The sequence below is a fragment of the Streptomyces sp. NPDC050211 genome (assembly GCF_040656035.1).
Taxonomy (GTDB): Bacteria; Actinomycetota; Actinomycetes; order Streptomycetales; family Streptomycetaceae; genus Streptomyces.
Genome location: NZ_JBFALC010000006.1, coordinates 111,481 through 133,258, shown reverse-complemented (window position 1 = coordinate 133,258; position 21,778 = coordinate 111,481). Strand labels below are relative to the sequence as shown.

18 protein-coding genes, 1 tRNA gene and 3 pseudogenes are annotated in these 21,778 nt (G+C 70.3%); 13 read left to right on the top strand and 9 right to left on the bottom strand.

Annotated features, from left to right (window positions below; genetic code table 11):
• Positions 1-136 precede the first annotated feature (136 nt).
• The gene (locus AB0I98_RS09005) at positions 137-784 is read right to left on the bottom strand and encodes a TetR/AcrR family transcriptional regulator (RefSeq protein ID WP_362937484.1); all 648 of its coding nucleotides are present in this window, start codon (positions 782-784) and stop codon (positions 137-139) included.
• 254 nt (positions 785-1,038) lie between these two features.
• Between AB0I98_RS09005 and AB0I98_RS09000 the strand changes: the two genes are divergently transcribed.
• From AB0I98_RS09000 to AB0I98_RS08975, 6 genes are all read left to right on the top strand, one after another.
• A complete protein-coding gene (locus AB0I98_RS09000; RefSeq protein WP_362937481.1) occupies positions 1,039-2,343 on the top strand; it encodes a M6 family metalloprotease domain-containing protein in 1,305 nt (434 codons plus the stop codon).
• Positions 2,344-2,527: 184 nt separating this feature from the next.
• Positions 2,528-4,213: an IclR family transcriptional regulator C-terminal domain-containing protein gene (locus AB0I98_RS08995; RefSeq protein ID WP_362937479.1), complete on the top strand. Its 1,686-nt coding sequence runs from the start codon at positions 2,528-2,530 to the stop codon at positions 4,211-4,213.
• A 173-nt stretch (positions 4,214-4,386) separates the two neighbouring features.
• On the top strand, positions 4,387-5,391 hold the full coding sequence (locus AB0I98_RS08990) for a sugar ABC transporter substrate-binding protein (protein WP_362937476.1): 1,005 nt from the start codon (positions 4,387-4,389) through the stop codon (positions 5,389-5,391).
• Positions 5,392-5,605: 214 nt separating this feature from the next.
• Positions 5,606-6,577, top strand: a complete 972-nt coding sequence (locus AB0I98_RS08985) for an ABC transporter ATP-binding protein (protein WP_362937473.1) — start codon at positions 5,606-5,608, stop codon at positions 6,575-6,577.
• Positions 6,574-7,425 carry an ABC transporter permease gene (locus AB0I98_RS08980; RefSeq protein WP_362937470.1) on the top strand — a complete coding sequence of 284 codons (852 nt, stop codon included), beginning with the start codon at positions 6,574-6,576 and terminating at the stop codon, positions 7,423-7,425. The genes AB0I98_RS08985 and AB0I98_RS08980 overlap by 4 nt, the downstream gene beginning before the upstream one ends.
• A 509-nt stretch (positions 7,426-7,934) precedes the next feature.
• Positions 7,935-8,007: transfer RNA gene (locus AB0I98_RS08975), tRNA-Arg, on the top strand.
• 264 nt (positions 8,008-8,271) lie between these two features.
• Here AB0I98_RS08975 and AB0I98_RS08970 read toward each other — a convergent pair.
• A pseudogene (locus tag AB0I98_RS08970) lies at positions 8,272-8,631 on the bottom strand (hypothetical protein); the annotation flags it as partial.
• Positions 8,632-8,663: 32 nt separating this feature from the next.
• Between AB0I98_RS08970 and AB0I98_RS08965 the strand changes: the two are divergent.
• Positions 8,664-8,906: a hypothetical protein gene (locus tag AB0I98_RS08965; protein ID WP_362937467.1), complete on the top strand. Its 243-nt coding sequence runs from the start codon at positions 8,664-8,666 to the stop codon at positions 8,904-8,906.
• A gap of 336 nt (positions 8,907-9,242) precedes the next feature.
• Here AB0I98_RS08965 and AB0I98_RS08960 read toward each other — a convergent pair whose 3' ends face one another.
• The 3 genes from AB0I98_RS08960 to AB0I98_RS08950 form a co-directional block, all read right to left on the bottom strand.
• Positions 9,243-10,007: an IclR family transcriptional regulator gene (locus tag AB0I98_RS08960; protein WP_362937464.1), complete on the bottom strand. Its 765-nt coding sequence runs from the start codon at positions 10,005-10,007 to the stop codon at positions 9,243-9,245.
• A 143-nt stretch (positions 10,008-10,150) separates the two neighbouring features.
• Positions 10,151-10,792 carry an NAD(P)H-dependent oxidoreductase gene (locus AB0I98_RS08955; RefSeq protein WP_362937461.1) on the bottom strand — a complete coding sequence of 214 codons (642 nt, stop codon included), beginning with the start codon at positions 10,790-10,792 and terminating at the stop codon, positions 10,151-10,153.
• 80 nt (positions 10,793-10,872) lie between these two features.
• Positions 10,873-11,394, bottom strand: a complete 522-nt coding sequence (locus AB0I98_RS08950; RefSeq protein WP_362937754.1) for an SDR family oxidoreductase — start codon at positions 11,392-11,394, stop codon at positions 10,873-10,875.
• A gap of 333 nt (positions 11,395-11,727) precedes the next feature.
• Here AB0I98_RS08950 and AB0I98_RS08945 point away from each other — a divergent pair, with 333 nt between their 5' ends.
• The gene (locus AB0I98_RS08945) at positions 11,728-12,165 is read left to right on the top strand and encodes a MarR family transcriptional regulator (protein WP_362937458.1); all 438 of its coding nucleotides are present in this window, start codon (positions 11,728-11,730) and stop codon (positions 12,163-12,165) included.
• Positions 12,166-12,415: 250 nt separating this feature from the next.
• Here the strand turns inward: AB0I98_RS08945 and dmpG are convergent.
• The 4 genes and pseudogenes from dmpG to AB0I98_RS08925 all read right to left on the bottom strand — a co-directional run bounded on the left by dmpG (position 12,416) and on the right by AB0I98_RS08925 (position 16,410).
• Positions 12,416-13,435, bottom strand: a pseudogene (dmpG, locus tag AB0I98_RS08940) (4-hydroxy-2-oxovalerate aldolase).
• A 2-nt stretch (positions 13,436-13,437) separates the two neighbouring features.
• A pseudogene (locus AB0I98_RS08935) lies at positions 13,438-13,818 on the bottom strand (acetaldehyde dehydrogenase (acetylating)); the annotation flags it as partial.
• Positions 13,819-13,894: 76 nt separating this feature from the next.
• Positions 13,895-15,178, bottom strand: a complete 1,284-nt coding sequence (locus AB0I98_RS08930; RefSeq protein ID WP_362937456.1) for an MFS transporter — start codon at positions 15,176-15,178, stop codon at positions 13,895-13,897.
• A gap of 290 nt (positions 15,179-15,468) precedes the next feature.
• On the bottom strand, positions 15,469-16,410 hold the full coding sequence (locus AB0I98_RS08925; RefSeq protein WP_362937453.1) for a LysR family transcriptional regulator: 942 nt from the start codon (positions 16,408-16,410) through the stop codon (positions 15,469-15,471).
• 130 nt (positions 16,411-16,540) lie between these two features.
• Here AB0I98_RS08925 and AB0I98_RS08920 point away from each other — a divergent pair, with 130 nt between their 5' ends.
• From AB0I98_RS08920 to AB0I98_RS08900, 5 genes are read left to right on the top strand one after another with little or no spacing between them, the layout of a single operon-like run.
• On the top strand, positions 16,541-17,539 hold the full coding sequence (locus tag AB0I98_RS08920) for a fumarylacetoacetate hydrolase family protein (RefSeq protein ID WP_362937450.1): 999 nt from the start codon (positions 16,541-16,543) through the stop codon (positions 17,537-17,539).
• Entirely contained in the window at positions 17,536-18,507 is a 972-nt protein-coding gene (locus AB0I98_RS08915; RefSeq protein ID WP_362937448.1) for a cyclase family protein, read from the top strand. Before AB0I98_RS08920 ends, AB0I98_RS08915 begins: the two co-directional genes overlap by 4 nt.
• A 23-nt stretch (positions 18,508-18,530) precedes the next feature.
• Positions 18,531-19,652, top strand: a complete 1,122-nt coding sequence (locus tag AB0I98_RS08910) for an FAD-dependent oxidoreductase (RefSeq protein ID WP_362937446.1) — start codon at positions 18,531-18,533, stop codon at positions 19,650-19,652.
• The gene (locus AB0I98_RS08905; protein ID WP_362937443.1) at positions 19,649-20,725 is read left to right on the top strand and encodes an amidohydrolase family protein; all 1,077 of its coding nucleotides are present in this window, start codon (positions 19,649-19,651) and stop codon (positions 20,723-20,725) included. Before AB0I98_RS08910 ends, AB0I98_RS08905 begins: the two co-directional genes overlap by 4 nt.
• Before the next feature lie 24 nt (positions 20,726-20,749).
• Positions 20,750-21,688 (top strand): VOC family protein, encoded by a 939-nt coding sequence (locus AB0I98_RS08900; protein ID WP_362937440.1) that lies wholly within the window; start codon positions 20,750-20,752, stop codon positions 21,686-21,688.
• The last annotated feature ends 90 nt before the right edge of the window (positions 21,689-21,778 follow it).

The window sequence follows — 21,778 nt, the reverse complement described above, 5'->3', positions numbered from 1 at the left end:
GGGATACCCACTTCGGGACTTCGGGACGGAAAAACGGTGAAGTAAGGGAACGACTGGTCAAGGGAACGGCTCGTCGTCACTGACGGCCGGAAGCTGTGTGTCGTGACTGACTGGCGCGAGGCGCTGAACTAATCGGTCAGGCTGGGCTCCGCAGGTCCTCCATCGTCGATGCCACCCCCGGCAGGACCGAGCGAGCCGGGGCCCGCAGTCCGTCCAGGAAGAGCTGCAGGTGCCGGTGGACGAAGCGGTCGAGGCTCATACAGCCGACACCGGCCGGCGGCCGGCTGAGCTGGGCCACGGCGAGCATCACGTCGCCGACGGCCACATCGGGGCGGAGCTGGCCCGCCTTCTGGGCGCGCTCCATGACCTCTTCGATGAGCTGCTCGACCCGTTCCCGCGCCGCCACCAAGTCGGGGTGGTGCTGGTCGAAGGCGCTGGAGATCATCGGGCACAGCGCGCTGATCCGCTCGTCGGCGGCGGCGTGCACAAAGCGCTCCAGCGCCTCGAAGGCGTCCCCGGTCTCCGCGAGCGCCTGGTGCGCGGCCTCCGCCGTACGGTCCATGACCGAGCAGACGACCTCGCGGACCAGCGCTTCGCGGTCGGGGAAGTTGCGGTACACCGTGGCGTTGCCGACGCCGGCCCGGCGGGCGATCTCATCGAGCGGCACATCAGGGCCGAACTCGGTGAACATCTCGCGGGCGGCGGTGACGATCCGCTCCCGGTTGCGCAGGGCGTCGGCGCGCGGCCGGGTCACCTTCTTCTGCACGGGGGTCGCGGTCTGCACGGCGTACTCCTCGATTGACTCTGTGCGATCCGGGGAGGCTTTCCCCGTTTCGCGCGGACACAGGTCTAAACGGGGAAACGATCCCCGGTTATTTCCCGCTCTCGAGGAATCTTCCTGTGACCTGAGTCACATCCCTACCGGCGGGAAACGCACGTTCGGCCCCTCCAGCGCGCGCCCGCCCCACCCCCCGCCCCAGGGTGATCGAAAGGGCGCAGTCCGTGACCTGTGGCTGCCCGGAGCGAAGGGGGCCGTGCATGCCGCAGCCGACCGCCATCCGTCGGATACGCCCGCGCCGCCTGGCCGCCCTCGCGTCCGTGACCGTCCTGACCTTCGCGGTCAGCAACTCGGCCGGTACGGGGCACCTGGCGGCGACCCCGACGACGGTCGGCGCCGGCTCGATCGCCCTGGCCCGCTCCGCCGCCCACGGCCCCTGCATGATCACCGGCGGCCCCCAGGTCCAGATGTCGGAGGGCGTCCCGACCCCCCGCGGCTACTCCCGCTCCACCGGCACCGTCCGCGCCCTCACCCTCATGATCGACTTCTCCGACGCCCCCGGCCAGGGCACCGCGCTCGACCGCTACGCCGAGTTCTTCCCGCAGACCCAGGAATGGTTCCGCACCAGTTCCTACGGCCGCCTGGACTACCGCCCCGCGACGCCCATACGCCAGTGGCTGCGCATGCCGAAGCCGTTCCGGGCGTACGGCATAGAACGCGGCGCCCCCTTCGACCCCGGCTACCGCGAGCTGGTCCAGGACCTCGTCGCCGCCGCCGATCCCAAGGTCGACTTCACGTCGTACGACTTCCTGAACGTGCTGATCACCCCGAACGCCGGCCCCTCCGCGCTGGACACCGTCCTGTCGGTGACCTTCGCCGGCAACACCGAGGCGCCCGTCGCGGACGGCAGGCCGGTGGCGAACGCGTCCTTCGTCTACTCCCGCCAGGACGACGGCTCCGGCACCTACGGCAAGACCGGCTACCGCGTCCTGCCCCATGAGAACGGCCATGTCTTCGGCCTGCCCGACCTCTACACCCAGGAAGGCGGGGCCGCGGTCGGCCACTGGGACATCATGAGCGAGGACTGGGGCGCCAACAACGACTTCCTCGGCTGGCACAAATGGAAACTGGGCTGGCTGGACGCCACCCAGGTCAGCTGCGCGGCCGACACCGGCACCAGCGACCACACGCTCACCCCCCTGTCCCGCGCCGGCGGCCCCAAGCTGGTCTTCGTCCCGCTCGACGCCCGCACCGGCTACGCGGTCGAACTGCGCACCCGCGGCGGCAACGACGAGGCGGTCTGCCGACCCGGCGTCCTGATCTACAAGGTCGACGCGACCGTGGACACCGGCCGCGGACCGGTGACGGTGTACGACTCACGCCGGGACAGCGGCGGCTGCACCCGCAGCCCGAACGTCCACGCGGAACTCTCCGACGCGCCCTTCACCCAGGGCCAGGACTTCCGGGACCCTCGACACGGCATCCGGATCGCGGTGACGGAAGCGGATCCCGGCGGGGAGCACCGGGTGCGGGTGACACGGGGCCCACGGCCGACGCGGAAGTGACGGAAGTCCCGCGCCCCAGGGGCGCGGGGAACTGCGCGACCAGCCACGACGAACCCGCAGACGACCGACCACCCATCGCGGAACTCTCTGCCTGCGGGGCTGGGGGAACGGAAACGCGCACGGGGCCGGAAGAAACGGGCGCGGATTACCGTAGGCCTGCCGCGACCGCCGTACCGGAGAGCCGATGCCCGCGAACACCACGACCGCCGCCCTCGGGGCGACCGGCCAGCCCGCCGCCGTACCGGCCGAGGCGGTCACCCCGCTGATGCGCGGGATCGCCGTGCTGCGGCACCTGACCGAGGCGGGCGGCACACTGAGCCCGAGCGGCCTGGAACGGGCCACCGGACTCGCCCGCTCCACCATCGACCGGATCACCTCGACGCTCGCGCGCATGGGGTACGTCCGTCTCGACGGCCGGGAGGCGGTCCTCACCCCGCGCCTGATGGAACTGGGCAACGCGTACCTGTCCGCCCTGCGCCTGCCGGCCCTCCTCGCCGTCCGCGCCGACGAACTCGCCGACGAACTCGACGAGTCGGTGTCGCTCGCGGTGGGCGACCGCGACGGCATCCGCTTCATCCACCAGGCCACCCGCCGCCGCGCGATGTCCCTCAGCTTCCGCATCGGCGACCTGCTCCCGGCCGAACGCACCGCGCCCGGACCGCTGTTCGCCGCCGAGTGGAGCGACGACGACTGGGCGCGCTGGCGCGCACGCCGGGCGGCGGACCCGCAGGACCAGGCCTTTCCCGCCGTACCGCCACGCGAACACACCCACCCCGACGAGGAGTTCGAGCACCGGGCGGCACAAGCGGCGGCGGACGGCTGGGCGCTGGACGACCAACTGATCGAACCGGGCCTGGTCGCGGTGGCCGTACCCGTACGCGATCCCCGCACCGGCCAAGTCGCCTGTGTGGCAAGCGTGGTGAGCCACACCAGCCGCCATACCGCCGCCGGTCTGCGCGACACGCTCCTGCCCCGGCTGCGGGCGGCGGTGACGGACATGGAACGCGAGCTGCGCGAGTCCCCGCCGCCGGAGCCGACCGCGCCGCCGTCGGGGCTTGCGACCTGGACGGGGGCGTCGAAGCAGGAGCTGGGGAGGGAGTTCGTGGAATCCCTGGCCCGCGGCCTGACCGTCCTGACGGCCTTCGGCGAGGGCCGCGCGGAGCTGACCCTGACGGAGGTCGCGAAGGCGACGGGCCTGGCACGGGCGACGGCCCGCCGGGCGCTGATCACATACGAGCATCTGGGGCTCGTACGGCCGGGTCCGCACCGCACGTTCACGCTCACCCCGAGGGTCCTCTCCCTGGGCTTTCCGCCCCTCTCCCGCACGACCCTCTCCCAGATCGCGACCCCGCACCTGGCCGACCTCTCCACCCGGGTCCACGAGTCGGCGTCCCTGGCCGTCCTGTCGCCGTCGGGCGAGGAGATCCAGTACACGGCCAGGGTGGCCACGATCCGGGTGATGAGCGTCAACATCACGGTGGGGACGCGGCTGCCGGCGTACGCGACCTCGATGGGGCGGGTGATGCTCGCCGACGTACCTGAAGAGGCGCGCGCACTGGGCGAGTTGAGGGCCCTGACTCCGCGCACGGTCACGGGCCCCTCGGCGCTCTCCGCGATCCTGGACGAGGTCCGTGCGCAGGGCTACGCCCTGGTCGACGAGGAGCTGGAGGAGGGCCTGCGCTCGATCGCGGTGCCGGTCCGTGACCGCACGGGCCGGGTGGTGGCCGCGGTGAACGTCGCGATGCACGCGGCCCGGCACACCGCCGACGAATGCGTCCACGACATCCTGCCCGAGCTGAGGGCGACGGCGGCGGGCATCGAGGCGGACCTGCATGTGGCGGGGAGGTTCACGCGGGTGTCGGTGGCGTGAGGGGCACGCACACCACTCGCTCCCCTTCCGGCCTAGTAGAGACCCTTGTAGAGACGTCCTGACATATCCATTGACAGCCCTCGAGGGCGGCCTCATAGTACGTGGCACTTGGCACTAGAGCGCGCTAATAAAGCGCTCTAGTCACCCGGACCGCACAGCGAGGTGCATGGGACATGCGCAGACACCAACGAGCCGCCACACTCACCGCCACCGCACTGGCCGGCGTCCTGTTCGCCGCGGGCTGCTCCAGCAGCTCGGGCGGCAAGAAGTCCGAGGAGGAGGGCGCGGCCGCCTCGGCGGGCAAGGCGAACACCCCCCGGATGACGGTGGCCATGATCACCCACGCGTCGCCCGGCGACACGTTCTGGGACCTCATCCGCAAGGGCGCCCAGGCCGCCGCCGCCAAGGACAACATCAAGCTCGTCTACTCCAGCGATCCCAGCGCCGGCAACCAGGCCAACCTCGTGCAGAACGCCATCGACCAGAAGGTCGACGGCATCGCCCTCACCGCCGCCAAGCCGGAGGCCATGAAGGACGTGGTGGCCAAGGCCGAGGCGGCCGGCATCCCGGTCGTCGGCTTCAACTCCGGTGTCAGCGACTGGAAGGAGCTCGGCATGCTCGAGTACTTCGGCCAGGACGAGAACATCGCCGGCCAGGCCTTCGGCGAGCGGCTCAACGAGTTCGGCGCGAAGCACGCCGTCTGTGTCATCCAGGAACAGGGACAGGTCGCCCTGGAGGCCCGCTGCGCCGGCCTGGAAAAGGGCTTCAAGGGCAAGACCGACACCCTCTACGTCAACGGCACCGACATGCCGTCCGTGAAGTCGACGATCACCGCCAAGCTCAAGCAGGACAGCTCCATCGACCAGGTCGTCACCCTCGGCGCCCAGATCGCCCTCACCGCCGTGCAGTCCGTGTCCGACGCGGGCACCGACGCCAAGGTCGCGACCTTCGACCTCAACAAGGAGCTCGTCAAGGCCGTCCAGGACGGCACGGTCGAATTCGCCGTCGACCAACAGCCCTACCTCCAGGGCTACCTGTCCGTCGACGCCCTCTGGCTCTACAAGACCAACGGCAACTTCAGCGGCGGCGGCACCGCCCCCGTCCTCACCGGACCGGCCTTCATCACCAAGGACAACGTCGACGAGGTCGCGGACTTCGCGGCGAAGGGGACGCGCTGACCGATCCCGAGGGGGATCACGGCGGCGGGAGGCAGCCTCGTCCGCGATGAGTGGGGCAGCCTCGCCGCCGCTCTCATGTATCGGCACGCAGGTAAACGTTAGGTAATGTGTTCGACCGGGTAGGGCCCGGACAGTCGCTGCGAGGCGGCCACGACCGGCCGCAGACGATCGTGGGTGACGACCGCGAGAAGACAGACTGACCGGGGGAACACCTATGAAGACCGCTCACGCCCTGTCCGGGGCCGGGAGCAGTCCACCGCCGGAGAACGACACGGTCATCGACGTACGCGATCTGCGGATGCGCTACCGCAGCCAGGACGTACTGAAGGGGGTCGGCTTCTCGGCCCGTCGAGGGGAAGTCGTCGTACTGCTCGGCCCGAACGGCGCGGGCAAGACGACCACGATCGAGATCCTGGAAGGCTTCCGGATGCGCTCGGCCGGTGACGTGACCGTCCTCGGCACCGATCCGGCTCGCGGGGACGAGCGGTGGCGTGCGCGCCTGGGCATCGTGTTGCAGTCCTGGCGCGACCACGGCAAGTGGCGGGTGCGGGAGCTGCTGGCACAGCTGGGTTCGTACTACGCGCCGTACTCCACACCCCTCGTACGGCGGCCGTGGGACATCGACGACCTCATCGCCGCCGTGGGGCTCACGGAGCAGGCGAACAAGCGGGTCGGGACCCTGTCGGGCGGGCAGCGCAGACGTCTCGACGTGGCCATCGGCATTGTCGGCCGACCCGAGCTGCTGTTCCTGGACGAGCCGACGGCCGGTCTGGATCCCGAGGCCAGGATCGAATTCCACGGCCTGGTGCGCGGGCTCGCGGACGAGAACACCACGGTTCTGCTGACCACGCACGACCTTGCCGAGGCGGAGAAGCTCGCCGACCGGATCCTCATTCTGGCCGGTGGCCGCATCGTGGCCGACGGCCCCGCCGAGGAGCTGTCCCGGCAGGCATCGGCCGAGGCCACCGTGCGCTGGACCCGGGACGGGAAGCCCTACGAGCAGGCGACGGCCGAGCCGACCTCCTTCGTCCGCCGGCTGTTCGAGGAGCACGGCGAGGCGATCGGCGGGCTGGAGGTGCGCCGGGCGAGCCTGGAGGACACCTACCTGACGATGGTGCGCGAGTCGGAGGCGGGGAGCATCTCCGGCGAGCGCGCGGCACAGGCCTTCGGGGAGGGATCGCGATGAGTCCGGTGTGGAACGCGGCGCGAGCGGGAGTACGGCGTGGCTGCACGGAACTGCGGCAGACCTTCACCACCGGCCAGGACGTGTTCGGATACGTCCTCTGGACGGTCCTGCTCATCGTGCCGCTGTTCCTGGTCAGGGACGATCAGCTGAAGGGTGCCAGCATCTCGGTCGGCGCGTTCATGCTGCCGAGCATGGTGGGGATGACGCTCGCCTTCACCGGCATGATGACCACCGCGCAGCTACTGGCCACCGAGCGCGAGGACGGCACCCTGCTGCGGGCCAAATCCGTGCCTCACGGCATGGTCGGCCACCTGGTCGGCAAGATCGTCATGGTGTCGGGTACGGCCCTCGCCTCCATGGCACTAGCCCTTGCCGCCGGCGTGTTCCTGGTCGAAGACGTTGCCCGGCAGGGCGGCGGAGCATGGCTGACGCTGCTCTGGGTGGTCCCACTGGGCCTCCTGGCCACCCTGCCCATCGGCGCCGTCATCGGCTCCCTCGTCGACAGCCCCCGCACCATCGGCTTGCTGATGCTTCCGGTCATGGGCCTCATCGTGATCTCCGGAATCTACTTCCCCCTCTCAAAGCTGCCCGAGTGGCTCCAGACCGTCGGCCAGATCTTCCCCGTCTACTGGCTCGGCCTCGGCCTCCGCTCGGCCCTCCTCCCGGCCGCCGCGGTCACCGCCGAGCTCGGCGAATCCTGGCGCCACCTGGAGACAGCCGGCGCACTGGGCGCCTGGGCGGCCGCCGGGCTACTCCTCGCACCACCCGTACTCCGAAGGATGGCCCGCCGAGAGTCCGGCTCCGCGATGGCGGAACGGCATCGGAAGGCGATGCAGCGGGTCAGCTAGGGCCTGCCCGGCGGATCAGGCCGGCTGCAAGGAACGGCACCTCGTCAGTGCAGGTGAGCGGGGGCGATGGGGGTACCTCCCGCGCGAGCCGAGCGAAGCCGGTTCGAGCGTGGGGGAGCGTCCAGCTGCAAGGCGGAGGAGGGAGTCGACGCGATGGGGGTCCCCCCGCACGAGCGAAGTTCGAGCGTGGGGGAGTCGGTAACCGACGACAACGCCGCAGATGGGCGTGCCAGACCCCGCGACGCCGGCATGATCCGCCGGACCGGCCCTAGTGGCGTACCGGGGGCGTTGACCGGGTCCGGGCGCAGGCGCGCCGGATTCGGGTCGGTCGGCGAGTGCGGGTGCCTCGGGGTGGCGGGCGCCGACGGTAGCGCCGGCGTGGGCATCCGGCACAGGGCCTCGGCCGGCCTAGCCCTGCACGGGGCGTCTTCTGGCCTGCGGAAACGAGGGACTGCCCACTGCCGATCCCTTATCCGCTAGGCTAGTCGCCGGATCTCGCGGAGATCCTCGCCTTCGTAGCTCAGGGGATAGAGCACCGCTCTCCTAAAGCGGGTGTCGCAGGTTCGAATCCTGCCGGGGGCACAACGCATTTACCGCTCTGACCTGGGGTTTCTCCTCCAGGGAGGGGTTCTCCTCGGCCTCGGACTTCTCGTCCGGGGCCGTTTGCGTGAGCGGACGGAGAGTTGATCTACCGGATATCGCCCGACGGATCAGCATCATCCGACGGCGATGGGAAGTCCTTCAACGCGGGGAACAGCCGTAATGTGCCTGCACTCCCAGTGTGTCCACGTAATGCGGCCCAAGGGCACCGAGAGACTGGGCGGGGTCGGCTGAGGCTGCAATCGCTCAGGGGCTTGCGAGGCTCCCCCGGATCACACTGTCACTGGCCCGCAGAGCAGCCGTCAGTTCTTTCAGCGCATCCGGGGTGGCCGCCGTCCCGAGGGCACAGGAACGCACCAGAGCGCGGCAGTCCTGTACTTGCTGGTCCGTGGCGATCGCAGTGAACAGAGGGTGCGCCAGGTTCTCGCAGGCCGCAGCCGCATAGCCGTCTTCGGTATCTGTCGCCCTGCGGTGGAGGTCCTCGACGATGCGTTGCGCGGCGGGCACCACTGCGGAACCAATCGCGTCGAGGACCGTGAGGCCGAGCCGGATGTCGAAGACGGTCATCCCAGGATCGGCCTGGCGCTCAAGATAGGCGGCTGCCAGTCCCCTTCGCCGCTCTCTACTACGACACCGCGATGGCGGCCACGCCGAACGCGCTCGGCCCCGCGCTGGCCATCACCTCCCCCGACCACATCGTGTACGGCTCGGACTTCGGCGCCCCCTGCGCGAGCGAACCGGTGCTGCGGCAGACGATGACCTCGTTGCTGACCTGTGGCGTGCTCGGCCCCGATGTCGCGGCCGGCGTGGGAGGCCACGCGCATGCGGTCTTCCCGCGCGCCGCCGCCCGGCTGGCTCCGACCGAGAAGGCGACCTCATGACATCGCAGAAGCTCCGTTTCCACATGTGCCCGCACCTCGTGAGCGAGACGGGACTGCACTTGTTCCACGTTGACGCACACCATCGGTGTGGTGGTCAGGCCACCAGCGCGGCCTCGTAGTCGGCGAGACTGCGGTATGCGCTCGGTGCACGTTGTACCCGTCCTCGATCCGCTCAAAGATCGCGGTGTGGGCAGCGGCCCTGCTCGGCGAGGACCGGGTGCCGGTCAGCTGGTTCTTCAAGGCAGCGAAGAACGGCCCGGTCAGTCCCCATCAGCTGCTCAGCGGCGTTCGTGATCACTTCGCAGGCGGAGGAGCACCGCCCGGCGATCGCCCCCGTCACGTCAGGACACCCGGCAGTGCCCTGACGATCGACGACACCGTCCGCCGCAGGGGTGGCACGAACACATCAGCCGACCCGTGTTCGGTGGGGAAACCGATCGACACCGCCGCCACCGCCTCGCCGCCGAGGACGATCGGCATGGCCACACACGACCGTCCGGGCACCGCCTCCTCGACGTCGGTGGCGACCCCACGCTGCCGGACACGTCGCAGCTCACGACGGAGTAGCGCCGGATCCCGTACCGAGGCCGCGGTGAGCGCGCGCAGACGGCCCGTGGTGGTCGCCTCGACCAGGTCGGGGTCCGTGTAGGCCAGCAGTGCCTTGCCCACACTCGTGCAGTGAGCGGGCAGAGCCATCCCGACCTCCGTGGCGAACAACCGCGCCCGCGGCGTGTACAGCTTCTCCACGTAGACGACCTCCGGGCCGCGCAGGACGCACAGATGGATGGTGTGCCCGACGGCCCGGTGCAGATCCAGCAGGCACGGAAGCGCGACGTGGCGGACCGCTCCTTCGGGCGACGCCGCACCGAGGGCCATCATCCGGAACGCGATCCGGTAGCCGGTGCCCTCATGTTCCACCGCCCCCACCTGGACGAGCATCCCGAGGACGCGGTAGGCCGTCGACTTCAGCAGACCGGCGCGGCGCGCCACCTCACTCAGCGTCAACACGCGGCCGTTACGGAACACTTCCAGCAGATCGAACGCCTTCTGCATGACCGACGACGGAACGGCCGTCTCCCGCACTGCGGCTGCATTGCCCATGTGCAGTCCTTTCGAGAACGCCTTGAGAACGATCGTTCCAGGGTCTGTCTCGCGGAGCAGTGCGGTGGCGAGCGGCCGTCCGCGTGGTGCCGCGTGGGGGTGCGCGCAGCGCGCGATGATCTACGAGACAGACCCTGGGGTGGTCAGGCCCTGCTCAGCTTGGCGATCCGCAGCCCGTGCTCGGCGGCCTGCTCGTACCCCGTCTTCATCGACTCTTCGGCCAGCCCTAGCAGGTGCGCCATCTCCGGATTCCAGAACGCGTGGGTCAGCTCCGCCTCGGCGATCTGCAGGTCGAGGCCCAAGACGTCGGCCAGGATCGTGCGCATGTAGGGCGTGGCGTGGTCCCAGCCCTCCTTCGGGGTGCCGGGCCCGTAGCCGCCGCCCCGGCTCAACGTCAGGAGCGCCGGCTTGCCCTTGAGCGGCCAGTCACCGTGCACCCCCACCCGGGGGTGCTTCAGGATCAGGTCGATCCAGGTCTTGACTTGTTCCGGCACATTCCAGTTGTACATCGGCACCGCGAACAGGAACGCGTCGGCCTCGAGCAGTTCCGCGCCGAGACGGTCGAGGAGCTCGTGCGCCTCGGCCGGGGCCGGTGCGGCCGGGTTGACGACTTCGTGGGCGAGCGCCGTCCACGCGTCCCCGGGCAGCGGCTGGACCCCGAGGTCGCGCCGGGTCACGACGCCGCCCGGGTGCTCGGCGAGCCACGCCTGCTCGGCGGTGTCGGCGAGGGCGCGGCTCACCGATCCTTCGGTACGGATGCTCGCGTCGAGACGGAACAGGTTCATGGTGCCGGTACCTCCATAGTTCGGCTGTGATGCAGATAGTATGTACAACAGAACATCTGCTTTCAAGAAAAGTGAGCTGACTAACAGCCCGGCATGACGCGGGTGCCGGTGGTTCGCGACGAACTCCAGTCGAATCTCGGCTGGGCGCCGGGGTCGCGCTTCGCGCCTACGCCAAGGGGGCCGGGCGCATCACCACAGGCATCCCCGGCGGCCTCGCGGCTACCAAGCCCTCGCCGCCGCCTCCCGAAACGGCGCAGCCAGGGGCGAGGGCCCGACGACATCGGCGATTTCGCTCCGGGCCCCCCGGCACGCCCTCGCGTGTTTGTCCCATCGGGCACGGCCGCGTGCCCGCCGAGCATCGCCGCCGCTCCCTCGACGTGGACAGTTGTCAGGGAGACCGCATTGACTCGCACATCCGACGGACCGAACTCAATCGCCCAATAGCGAGCAAGCATCTCGGTGCCGGCCTTCGAGGCGCCGTAAGCCGCACCGACCGCAGCCGGGATTCGCGCCGGGCCCGACCCGATCAGGACGATCGATCTGTTCTGTCGCCGCACCACTCCGGGCACCAAGGCCGCTACCAGCAGGAACGGGGCCCGCATGTTGACGGCGATCTGCCGGGTCGAAACTCGCGACGCCAGTGTGCGCCGTCGGGACGAACTCATCGCCCGATCCCCGACGTCGCTTAAGCCACCAGGGCGTTTCACCCTGCCAACTCGTTACTGACGGCCATGGCACGTCTCCTTGTCATAGTCGGGCCGCGACCCGCCACCCGCTGCGTCATCGCGGAGCCAGAGTGCCCCGCCTCACAGAAAACTATGCAAACAAGATGTTCTGCATGCAAGACTATCTGCCGTCCTGCTGAAAGGTGCTACGGTGATGTGATGTCCTCTGAACCCCGCGGCCGAGCTGGCGAAAGCGCCAAGTGTCTTACCTTGGACAACGACCTGGTATGGGCCATTCGCATGATCTCGGGGGCGCTTCGGCGCGCCGCGGCCGACGCCTCAGAGACGCTGCCCGGAGGATCACGCGCCTACTTGGTGCTCATGGCATTGGCCGAGGCCGGGGACAAACCCCCCACGCAACTCGAACTGGCCGGCCAGGTCGGTCTCGACCGAACGGTGATGACCTACCTTCTCGACGACCTGGAGGGGCAGGGTCTGCTGTCGAGACGCCCGAATCCGCAGGACCGGCGGGCTCGCCACGTGATCCTGTCGGACGAAGGCCGATCGCAGCTGCAGCGCATGCGAACTGATGTCGCGGCCGCTGAAGCACGGCTGCTTGGGGAGCTGAGCGAAGAACAGCGGGCCCAGTTTCGAGACCTCCTGACCCGGGTTGCGCTCACCGCTCAGCGGGGCACTGGCAAAGACTGAGGTGCGTGCATCCTGATTTCCGGCGCACCACACTGGAGCCCACGCTCCAAAGTGTGGGCGGAACAAGGGTCAGGGGCCTGCCGGTGCGCTCACAGTCCGGTGGTGCGGAACGTTCGCGGGGAGTCATCGCAGGCCGCGAGGACTGTCGGCGCCCGGCGGGCCTTCTCCCGCGCCGACCGGTCTCCCTCCCTGTGCATGCGGGAGCGGCCGGTGCGCCGTCGGCGCACCGGCTCCTCCTCGGCTCCGCGCGTCAGGATGCGGTTTCCGCCTGCGCGGCCAGATCCAACGCGATGTCGGTGATCATGTCCTCCTGGCCGCCGACCATGCGCCGTCTGCCGGCCTAGACGAGGATGCTGCGGGTGTCCAGGCCGTGGCGCGCGGCGGCGGTCTCGGCGTGGCGCAGGAAGCTGGAATACACGCCCGCGTAGCCGAGGCTGAGCGTCTCGCGGTCCACCCTCACCTCGCGGTCCTGCAGCGGACGTACGAGATCGTCGGCGGTGTCCATCAGCGGGAACAGATCACATCCGTGCTCGAAGCCCATCAGGTCGGCGACCGCGATGAAAGCCTCGAGCGGGCAGTTGCCCGCGCCTGCCCCCTGACCGGCGAGCGAGGCGTCGACGCGGACAGCGCCGCTCTCGACGGCGACGACGGTGTTCGCTACGCCCAGGGCGAGGTTGTGATGGGCGTGGATGCCCAACTCCGTGGCCGGGTCGAGGACATCACGGTAGGCGCGGAAGCGGTCGCGGACATCGTCCATGGTGAGCCGGCCGCCGGAGTCGGTGACGTAGACGCAGTGAGCGCCGTACGACTCCATGAGCCGCGCCTGGCGGGCGAGTTCGGCCGGTTCGGCCATGTGGGACATCATCAGGAACCCGGCGACGTCCATCCCCAGCTCCCGCGCGGCGGCGATGTGCTGGGCGGAGATGTCGGCCTCGGTGCAGTGCGTGGCGACGCGCACTGAGCGGATGCCCAGGGAGTGCGCCTGCTTGAGGTCGTGGACCGTTCCGATGCCGGGCAGGAGAAGAGTCGTGGGGACGGCCCGGCGCACGGCGCCCACCACCGCCTCGATCCACTCCCAGTCCGTATGGGCGCCGACGCCGTAGTTGATGCTGGAGCCGGCCAGACCGTCGCCGTGGGCGATCTCGATCGCGGTCACCCCGGCGGCGTCCAGGGCGGCGGCGATCGTAGCGGCCTGGTCGACGGTGTAGCGGTGCCGGACGGCGTGCATGCCGTCCCGCAGAGTGACGTCCTGGACGTACAGGCGGGCCATCTTCAGGCCACCTCCGTGGAACGGTGTGCGGCCATGCGTTCTGCGGTGCGCAGCGCGGCCGAGGTCATGATGTCGAGGTTTCCTGCGTAGGCCGGGAGGTAGTCGGCGGCGCCCTCGACCTCCAGGAAGACGGAGACCTTGAGGACCTCGCCCGCGCCCGGGGCGAAGGTGCGCAGCGGGTCGTCGGCCGCCACCTTCGCGAACTGCACCTTCTGCTTGAGCCGATAGCCGGGCACGTAGTCCTGCACGAGCGCGACCATCTCCTCGACCGACGCCCTGACGGACTCGGTGGCGCAGTCGGAGACCAGGCAGTGCATGGTGTCCCGCATGATCAGCGAGGGTTCCGCCGGGTTGAGGATGATGATCGCCTTGGAACGCGTGGCGATCGGCATCGCGGGGAAATCCGCGATGCCGATCTCGACGGGTGTGTGGTTCTCGTGGTGGATCGGGGCCGCGTGGTCAGCCCGCCGTCTGCTGCATCGGTTCCGGGGTGGCCGTCCGGTGGCGCCGGGCGGCGAGGCCGAGTGCGGCGGTGGCGGCGGCCCCGGCGAGGGCGAGTACGCCCAAGGCGTTCGCCAGGGTGCCGACGGCGGAGGCGAGCGCGAGGACCACGAGCGGGCAGATGAACTGGCCGAGGAAGAAGAAGCCCGTCCACAGGCCGGTGCCGCGGCCGCGGTCGGCGTAGTGGAGCTTGGACATGGCGAGGGTGAGCAGGCTCGGCAGCATGATGCCGCTGCCGAGGCAGTTGATCACCGCGCCGGCGGTCAGTACGACGGGGGTGGGGGCGAGCCAGATCACCGCGAAGCCGAGGGCGGACAGGCCGAAGGCGGTGGGCAGCCAGGCTTGCGGGCTGCGGCCGGCCTTGGCGAAGACGGCGGCGCCGATCACGACCGCGGCACTGGAGCCGGCTGTGGCCAGTCCGATCACGCCGGGGTTGCTCACGCCCATGTCGTTCAGGAGGAATGCCATCTCCACCTGGACGGTGTAGAAGAGGATGGCGCCGAAGAGGGTCAGCGCGCAGGTGCCGGCCAGCGGACGCCAGGGGAAGGGTCTCTTGGCCATCGGTTCCGAGGCGGTGAGGGAGGGCTCGTCCGCGTGGTCCGCCAGCCGGGGCCGCGGCAGGAAGGCGGCCATGGCCGGGGCGAGCAGCAGGCTCACCGCGTAGGCCCAGAACGGTGCGCGCCAGCCGGCCGATCCGGCCGCGCCGCCCAGCACGAAGAAGGCCGTCGCGGAGATCGAGGCGCACATCGTCTGCATCGCGAGGTAGCGGTCGCGTTGCCGGCCGGAGTAGTAGTCGCCGATCAGCGTGGTGCTGCAGGTCATGATGGCGGCTTCGGCGACACCGACGAGGGCGCGGCTGGCGACGATGGCGCCGAGGGAGTCCAGCCACAGGGGGGCGGTGCCGAGGATCGCGTACAGCACGGTCGAGACGACGAGCAGGCGTTTGCGGCCGAGGCGGTCGACGAGGACGCCGGCGAACGGGGCCAGCAGCGCCAGGGAGAGGGCGGGGATGGTCAGGGCCATGGGGACGAGCGCGGCGACGCCCGGCACGTCGGCGAAGTGGGCCTGCATCTGCGGCAGGACGGGGGCGATGAGTACGGCGCCCAGGATGGGCAGGCAGCTTCCAGCCATCAGCAGAGTGAGGCGAAGCCGGTGGCCGGGGCCGGAGACGGTCTGCTCGGGTCGGTCGTCTGCGACAGCTTCGGACGGCGGGGAAGGGAGCGGTGGCACGGATGCAGGCATGCGGGAACTCCACGTGGCGGGTCGGGAGGGGGACGGGGCGGTGCGGCCGTCGTGGTCGGGCCGCCCGGTACCCGTGGCAGGTTCGGAGCGGGGTGCCGATGACTGCCGGGCGTCGCGGCGGGCCGGCTCGCCGGGCGCCTGCGCGGTCCCGGCAGCGGGGGATGGTGTGGCTCCGGCGCCGGGTGGAGACGACTATGGGCCAACGGACAGGTCCTGCCTAGCCCTCATCCGATCGATATCGAAGATGTGGATCATCCGGACCTTGGATGCCAGGCACCTGCACGGACCCGCTATCTCGATGCGACCGTGGCGATACGGCCGGGATCGGAAGCGGCCAGCTCCGCCCCCACGCGGGCCGCGGTCTCGCGCAGCCAGATGTGGGCCGCGTCGTGGGTGTGCACCGGGTGCCACCACAGTGCCTCCTGGAGAGGCACCGCCCCGTAGGGAGGTTCCATGAGGCGTACGGCGGCCACGCCGCGCAGCAGCTCGGCCAGGCGCTGCTGCACCAGAGCGATCCGGCGGGTGCCGGCGACCAGGAAGGGCAGCGCCTGGAAGCTGTCGACGGAGATCTCCACGTGGGGATCGACACCGAGCATGCTCAGCTGCCGGGCGGCCGGAGCGTCGTAGGCGCGCTGGTAGATGACCCAGGGCAGCCGTGCCAGGTCGTCCATGGTCAGCTGGTCGCCGACCTCGTCGTTCGTCTCGGCCACCAGGAAGGCCCAGCGGTCGGTGAACAGCTCGACGGCGGGGAAACCGCCGATGATGCCGCGCGGCATCAGCAGCCCGTCGGCCGTGCTGAGCAGCGGTGCGGTGTCCTCCGTGACGTCGATGGGCGTCCGCTGGAAGCGCAGCCGTACCCCCGGGGCCTCGGCGTGCACGGTCCGGGCGAGCTCGGCGCCGAACACGGCGAGGGCGTAGTCGGAGGTGAGCAGGGTGAACTCGTGCTCCTCGCTGCCCGGGGCGAAGTCGGCCCTGCTGCTGAAGACCCGTTCCAGCAGGTCGCAGGCGGTCGAGGTGCGGTCCAGCAGAGCGCGGCCGAGGGCGGTCAGTTCGTACTGTTTGCCGACGCGCGCGAGCAGGTCGTCGTCGAAGTGGCGGCGCAGGCGGGCCAGGGCCGCGCTCATCGCCGGCTGGCTGAGCCCGACGCGCTGCCCGGCGCGGGTGACGTTGCGCTCCTCCAGCAGGGCCCGCAGGGACAGGATGAGATTGAGATCGAGGCCGGAGAGGGACACGACGACTCCAGAGCGAGGCCGCTTGCGGCGGAGACATTTACCCGACAGATGATCAGCATCTGAAGAATCTATTTCCCAGATTACGCGGTGGAGGCCACATTGGTCCCACCGCAATCTGGAGGACATTCCCGTGAAACCCGCAGCCGCTTCCGCGTCCTTCTCCGGACCCTTCGCCCTTGGCGTTCTCTCCGCCCCTGACCAGGCGTCTTTCCCCGGTCTTGTGATCCCCGGGGGGCGCGTGCTGGATCTTCGCACAGCCCTCGGAGAGCCGGCCCTGACGACCCGGGGGATTTTCGAGCACTGGGACGAGATGCTCCCTCGCCTGCACGAGCTCGCGGCCGACGAGACGGCCGACTGGCGACCATTGGAGCACCTGCGGGCGCACGCGCCGGTCGAGCCCCGCCAGGTCTTCCAGTCCGGGGCCAACTACCGGCAGCATGTGATCGACCTGGAGGTCGCCCACCGCTCCTGCGACGACCCCCGCACCGTGGAGGAGGCGCGCGCGGAGATCGCCGCGGTCATGGACCGGCGGGCGGCAGAGGACCTGCCGTACGTGTTCATCGGCCTGCCGAGCGCGATCGCCGGCCCGTTCGACGACGTCGTACTTCCGGACTGGGCGCAGCAGCCGGACTGGGAGCTGGAGCTGGCGGCCGTCATCGCCAGGCCCGCCTACCGGGTGACGGTCGAGGAGGCCCTGGAGTACGTGGCCGGCTACACCATCGCCAACGACCTCACCGACCGCGCCACCGTCTTCCGCCGGGACATGCCCGCCATCGGCACCGACTGGCTGCGCTGCAAGAACGCCCCCGGCTTCACCCCGCTCGGCCCCTGGATCGTGCCCGCCGAGTCGATCGCCGACCCGGGTGACCTGCGTGTCACGCTGAAGCTCAACGGCGAGACCATGCAGGACGAGTCCACCAAGGACATGCTCTTCGGCATCGCCCGGCTGGTGTCGTACATCTCCCAGACCTCCCGGCTCCTGCCCGGCGACCTTGTGCTCACCGGCAGCCCGGCCGGCAACGGCATGCACTGGGGACGGCTGCTGCGCGACGGCGACGTCATGGAGGGTTCCATCACGGGTCTGGGCGCGCAGCGCACCCGCTGCGTCGCCGAGAGGACCGCGTCGTGACGGCCCCGCTCGACCCCACGGACGCCGAGAGCGCGATCGCCGAAGCCGCCAAGCGGTATTCCAATTGGGGGCGTTGGGGCGAGGACGACGTGCTCGGCACGCTGAACTTCCTCGACGAGGCCAAGCGCCGCGAGGGTGCGGCACTGGTCCGCCGGGGCGTGAGTTTCTCGCTGTCGCAGCGGTTCGACATGAACGGCCCGCAGAAGGGCTGGCGCCGCCGCACCAACCCCGTCCACACCATGCTGGACACGGGAACGGACGCGGCGCTGGGCAACCAGGGCTTTCCGCACGGCATCGGCGGCGCCGACGACGTGATCGCGATGCCGCTGCAGTGCTCCACCCAGTGGGACGGGCTCGGGCACATCTTCGACCACGGCAAGGCGTGGAACGGACGCGACGCCGCGAAGACCGTCACCTCGGACGGCGATCTGGTCACCGGCATCGAGCACATGGCCCCGTACGTCGCCGGGCGCGGAGTCCTCCTCGACGTCGGCCGGGTGATCGGCGACGAACGCGGAGAACTGCCGGACGGTTTCGCGATCACCGAGGAGCACCTGACCGCGACGGCCGAGGCGCACGGCGTGGCCGTCGGCCGCGGGGACATCGTCGTCGTCCGGACCGGGCGGCTGACGCGCGCCCGCCGCGAGGGCTGGGGCGACTACGCGGGCGGAGACTCGCCCGGTCTGTCCTTCACCACGGCCGGCTGGCTGCACGCGAGCGAGATCGCCGCGATCGCCACCGACACGTGGGGCTTCGAGGTACGGCCGAACGAGTTCGACGGCGCCTTCCAGCCGCTGCACCAGGTCGTCATTCCCAACATGGGCCTGTTGATCGGCGAGATGTGGGACCCCGACGCTCTCGCGGACGACTGCGCGTCCGACGGCGTGTACGAGTTCTGGCTCACCGCCGCGCCCCTGCCCATCACCGGAGCCGTCGGCTCCCCCGTCAATCCGGTCGCCGTCAAGTGACCTGCCCAACAAAGGAGTTGGTCGTGGAAGGAAAGAGAGTCCTGGTCATCGGAGGGGGCACCTCCGGCAACGTCATGACCGTGCTGCTGCGGCGGGCCGGCATCGACGTCGACCTCGTCGAGGTCAGGCCGGACTGGAACGTACGCGGCTCCGGCATCACGCTTCAGGGCAACGCCCTGCGCGTGCTGCGCGAGATCGGCGTCTGGGACGAGGTCCGCGAGCACGGCTTCGGCTTCGACGCCCTGGGGCTGACGACGCCTGACGGCACCGTGCTCCACGTCGGCGACGTCCTCCGCACCGGCGGAGACGACCTCCCCGCCACCCTGGGCATGCAGCGCCCGGTGCTCCAGCGCATCCTCGTCGACGCCGTCCGGGCATCCGGCGCGAACGTCCGGCTCGGCACCACCGCCGAGATCCTCACCCAGGACGACACGTCAGTGACCGTCCGGTTCAGTGACGGCACCGAGGGCCGCTATGACCTCGTCGTGGCCGCCGATGGCCTGCACTCCGCGACCCGTGCCGCCATCGGCATCGACGTCAAACCCGAGCCGACCGGCATGGCCATCTGGCGTGTCCCGGCGCCCCGCCCGGCCGGAGTGGAGCGCAGCGACCTCGCCCACGGCGGGCCCTGCTACATCGCCGGCTACACGCCCACCAGCGAGGACACGATCTACGCCTATCTGGTGGAGCCCAGCCGCGACCGTGCGACGATCCCGCCCGAGTCCTACGCGCAGGAGATGCGCCGCCTCGCCGAGGGCTACGGCGGTGCCTGGGACGAGATCCGTGACTCGATCAACGACCCGGCGCGGGTGAACTACACCTGGTTCGACCGGATGCTGGTCGAGGGGTCCTGGCACCGGGGCCGGGTCGTCCTCGTCGGCGACGCCGCGCACTGCTGCCCGCCCACGATGGCCCAGGGCGCGGCGATGGCCCTGGAGGACGCCTGGGTGCTGTCCCAGCTGCTGACCAGCGGATCCGCGTGGGACGAGGAACTGCTCACGCGCTACTACGAGCGGCGGATCGACCGGGTCCGGATGGTCGTCGAAGCGTCCGTGCAGATCGGGCAGTGGCAGCTCGACGGCGTGCCCGGTGATGTGCCCGGGCTGCTGGACGCCACCATGCCGGTGCTCAGGGAGCTGCCGTGACGGCCCTCCCTCCCCGGGCCACCGCTGGGAGGCGCCCCCAGCCCGACCACCGCCCCTCGCCGAGCGCTGACGCGCGCACTTCCCCGACTGTCGACGTACACGCGCACGTCCTGATCCCGGAGGTCGAGGCCCTGGTGGCCGACCTGCCGGGCCTGGCAAAGGCCAAGGCCCTCGACGCCCGACGCAACGGGCCCGCGGCCCAGGCCGTCAGCGGCCCCATGGTCGCCGAGCGCATCCCGAGGCTGACGGACGTCGCCGTACGACTTGCCGCGATGGACGCGCAGGGTGTGGACGTCCAGCTGGTCAGCCCGTCGCCCTCGCACTACCACTACTGGGCGGACGAGGAGACCGCGGAGAAGGTGTACCGGCTCGCGGGCGAGGCGACGGCCGCCCACTGCGCCCAGGCGCCCGGCCGGCTGCACGGTCTGGGCCTCGTCCCCCTGCAGCACCCGGAATCGGCGGTGCGCGCGCTCGAACTCGCCATGGGCATGGGCCTGTTGGGTGTCGAGATCTCCTCGCACGCGCCGGGCCGGGAGCTGTCGGATCCGGCGTATGAACCCTTCTGGACCCGGGCCGAGGAGACAGGGGCGATCCTCTTCCTGCACCCCTTCGGCTGCACGCTCGACGAGCGCCTCGACCAGTGGTACCTGTCCAACACCGTCGGCCAGCCCACCGAGAACGCCGTCGCGCTCTCGCACCTGATCTTCTCCGGGGTGCTGGACCGGCACCCGGAGCTGAAGGTCATCGCCGCGCACGGGGGCGGCTATCTGCCCACCCACATCGGCCGCTCCGACCACGCCTGGTCGACCCGCTCCGACGCGGGCACGGGCTGCGCCCACCTGCCCAGCAGCTACCTCAAGCGCTTGTACTTCGACTCGCTGGTCCACGACCCGCAGGTACTGCGGGCGCTGATCGGCGCGGTCGGCCCGGACCGTGTGCTGCTCGGCTCCGACTTCCCCTTCGACATGGGCACCGAGGACCCCGTCGGCGCACTGCGCGCCGCACGCCTGCCCGACGACGACTTCCACGCCGTGCGCGGTGGCAACGCGACAACCCTGCTGCGCCTCGCCTGACCCCCACACCGGAGGAAACCCACCATGAGCGCACGCCTGCTCACCCATCTGCGGCATGTCGACCTCGCCGTGCCCGACTACGACAAGCAGCTCGACTTCTACGCCGGCGTCTGGGGCCTGACCCAGGTCGCCGAGGACTCCGGCATCTCCTTCCTCGCCGCCGAGGGCAGCCCCGAGCAGTACGTGGTGCGGCTGCGCAAGGCCGAGGAGAAGCGCCTCGACCTCGTCTCGTACGGCGCCGGCTCCACCGAGGACGTGGACACCCTCGCCGAGCAACTCCTCGCGGGCGGCGCGCAGTTGATCTCCCAGCCGGGCAAGATCGACACACCCGGCGGCGGCTACGGCTTCCGCTTCTTCGACGTCGACGGCCGCACCATCGAGGTCTCCGCCGACGTCGAGGCCCGGCAGCACCGCAGGATCGAGGAGAAGGAGGCGATCCCGGTCCGCCTGTCGCACGTGGTGCTCAACTCCCCCGACCTGAACAGGACCCGTGAGTGGTACGAGACCCACCTCGGCTTCCGGCTCTCCGACACCCTCGGCACGCCGCACATGGGCGAGGTCATGCACTTCATGCGGATCTCCAACCAGCACCACTCCATGGCTATCGCCAAGGGCCCGCACACCTCCCTGCACCACGTCTCCTTCGAGATGCGCGGCCTGGACGAGTACATGCGCGGCTCCGGCCGCGTGATCCGCGCCGGCTTCAAGAAGGTCTGGGGGCCGGGCCGGCACTTGGCGGGCGACAACACGTTCACGTACTTCCTGGACCCGCACGGCAACACCGCCGAGTACACGACGGAACTGGAGCTGCTGGACGAGGACACCTGGCACCCCCACGTCTACGACTTCTCCCAGCCCGAGGTCACCGACCAGTGGGGCACCGCCAATCCCATGAACGAACTGGTCGCCAAGGAGTCCTTCAACGACGTCGACCGCGGCTGTTTCGTCGCCCCGCCGGTCTGACCCCCTCGAACCCTGGGGACGCGGTGGCCCTGTCAACCGCCCTGACGCCCTTGCCGCGTCCCCGGTTTCCACCGCTGTTCGAAGACCGCC

Bases quoted from the DNA above. Each gene is read 5' to 3' on its own strand.
- AB0I98_RS08995 (WP_362937479.1), top strand. From the start codon at position 2,528: ATGCCCGCGAACACCACGACCGCCGCCCTCGGGGCGACCGGCCAGCCC.
- AB0I98_RS08990 (WP_362937476.1), top strand. From the start codon at position 4,387: ATGCGCAGACACCAACGAGCCGCCACACTCACCGCCACCGCACTGGCC.
- AB0I98_RS08980 (WP_362937470.1), top strand. From the start codon at position 6,574: ATGAGTCCGGTGTGGAACGCGGCGCGAGCGGGAGTACGGCGTGGCTGC.
- AB0I98_RS08930 (WP_362937456.1), bottom strand. From the start codon at position 15,178: ATGCCTGCATCCGTGCCACCGCTCCCTTCCCCGCCGTCCGAAGCTGTC.
- AB0I98_RS09000 (WP_362937481.1), top strand. From the start codon at position 1,039: ATGCCGCAGCCGACCGCCATCCGTCGGATACGCCCGCGCCGCCTGGCC.
- AB0I98_RS08960 (WP_362937464.1), bottom strand. From the start codon at position 10,007: ATGGGCAATGCAGCCGCAGTGCGGGAGACGGCCGTTCCGTCGTCGGTC.
- AB0I98_RS08900 (WP_362937440.1), top strand. From the start codon at position 20,750: ATGAGCGCACGCCTGCTCACCCATCTGCGGCATGTCGACCTCGCCGTG.
- AB0I98_RS08950 (WP_362937754.1), bottom strand. From the start codon at position 11,394: ATGCGGGCCCCGTTCCTGCTGGTAGCGGCCTTGGTGCCCGGAGTGGTG.
- AB0I98_RS08965 (WP_362937467.1), top strand. From the start codon at position 8,664: ATGGCGGCCACGCCGAACGCGCTCGGCCCCGCGCTGGCCATCACCTCC.
- AB0I98_RS08955 (WP_362937461.1), bottom strand. From the start codon at position 10,792: ATGAACCTGTTCCGTCTCGACGCGAGCATCCGTACCGAAGGATCGGTG.
- AB0I98_RS08985 (WP_362937473.1), top strand. From the start codon at position 5,606: ATGAAGACCGCTCACGCCCTGTCCGGGGCCGGGAGCAGTCCACCGCCG.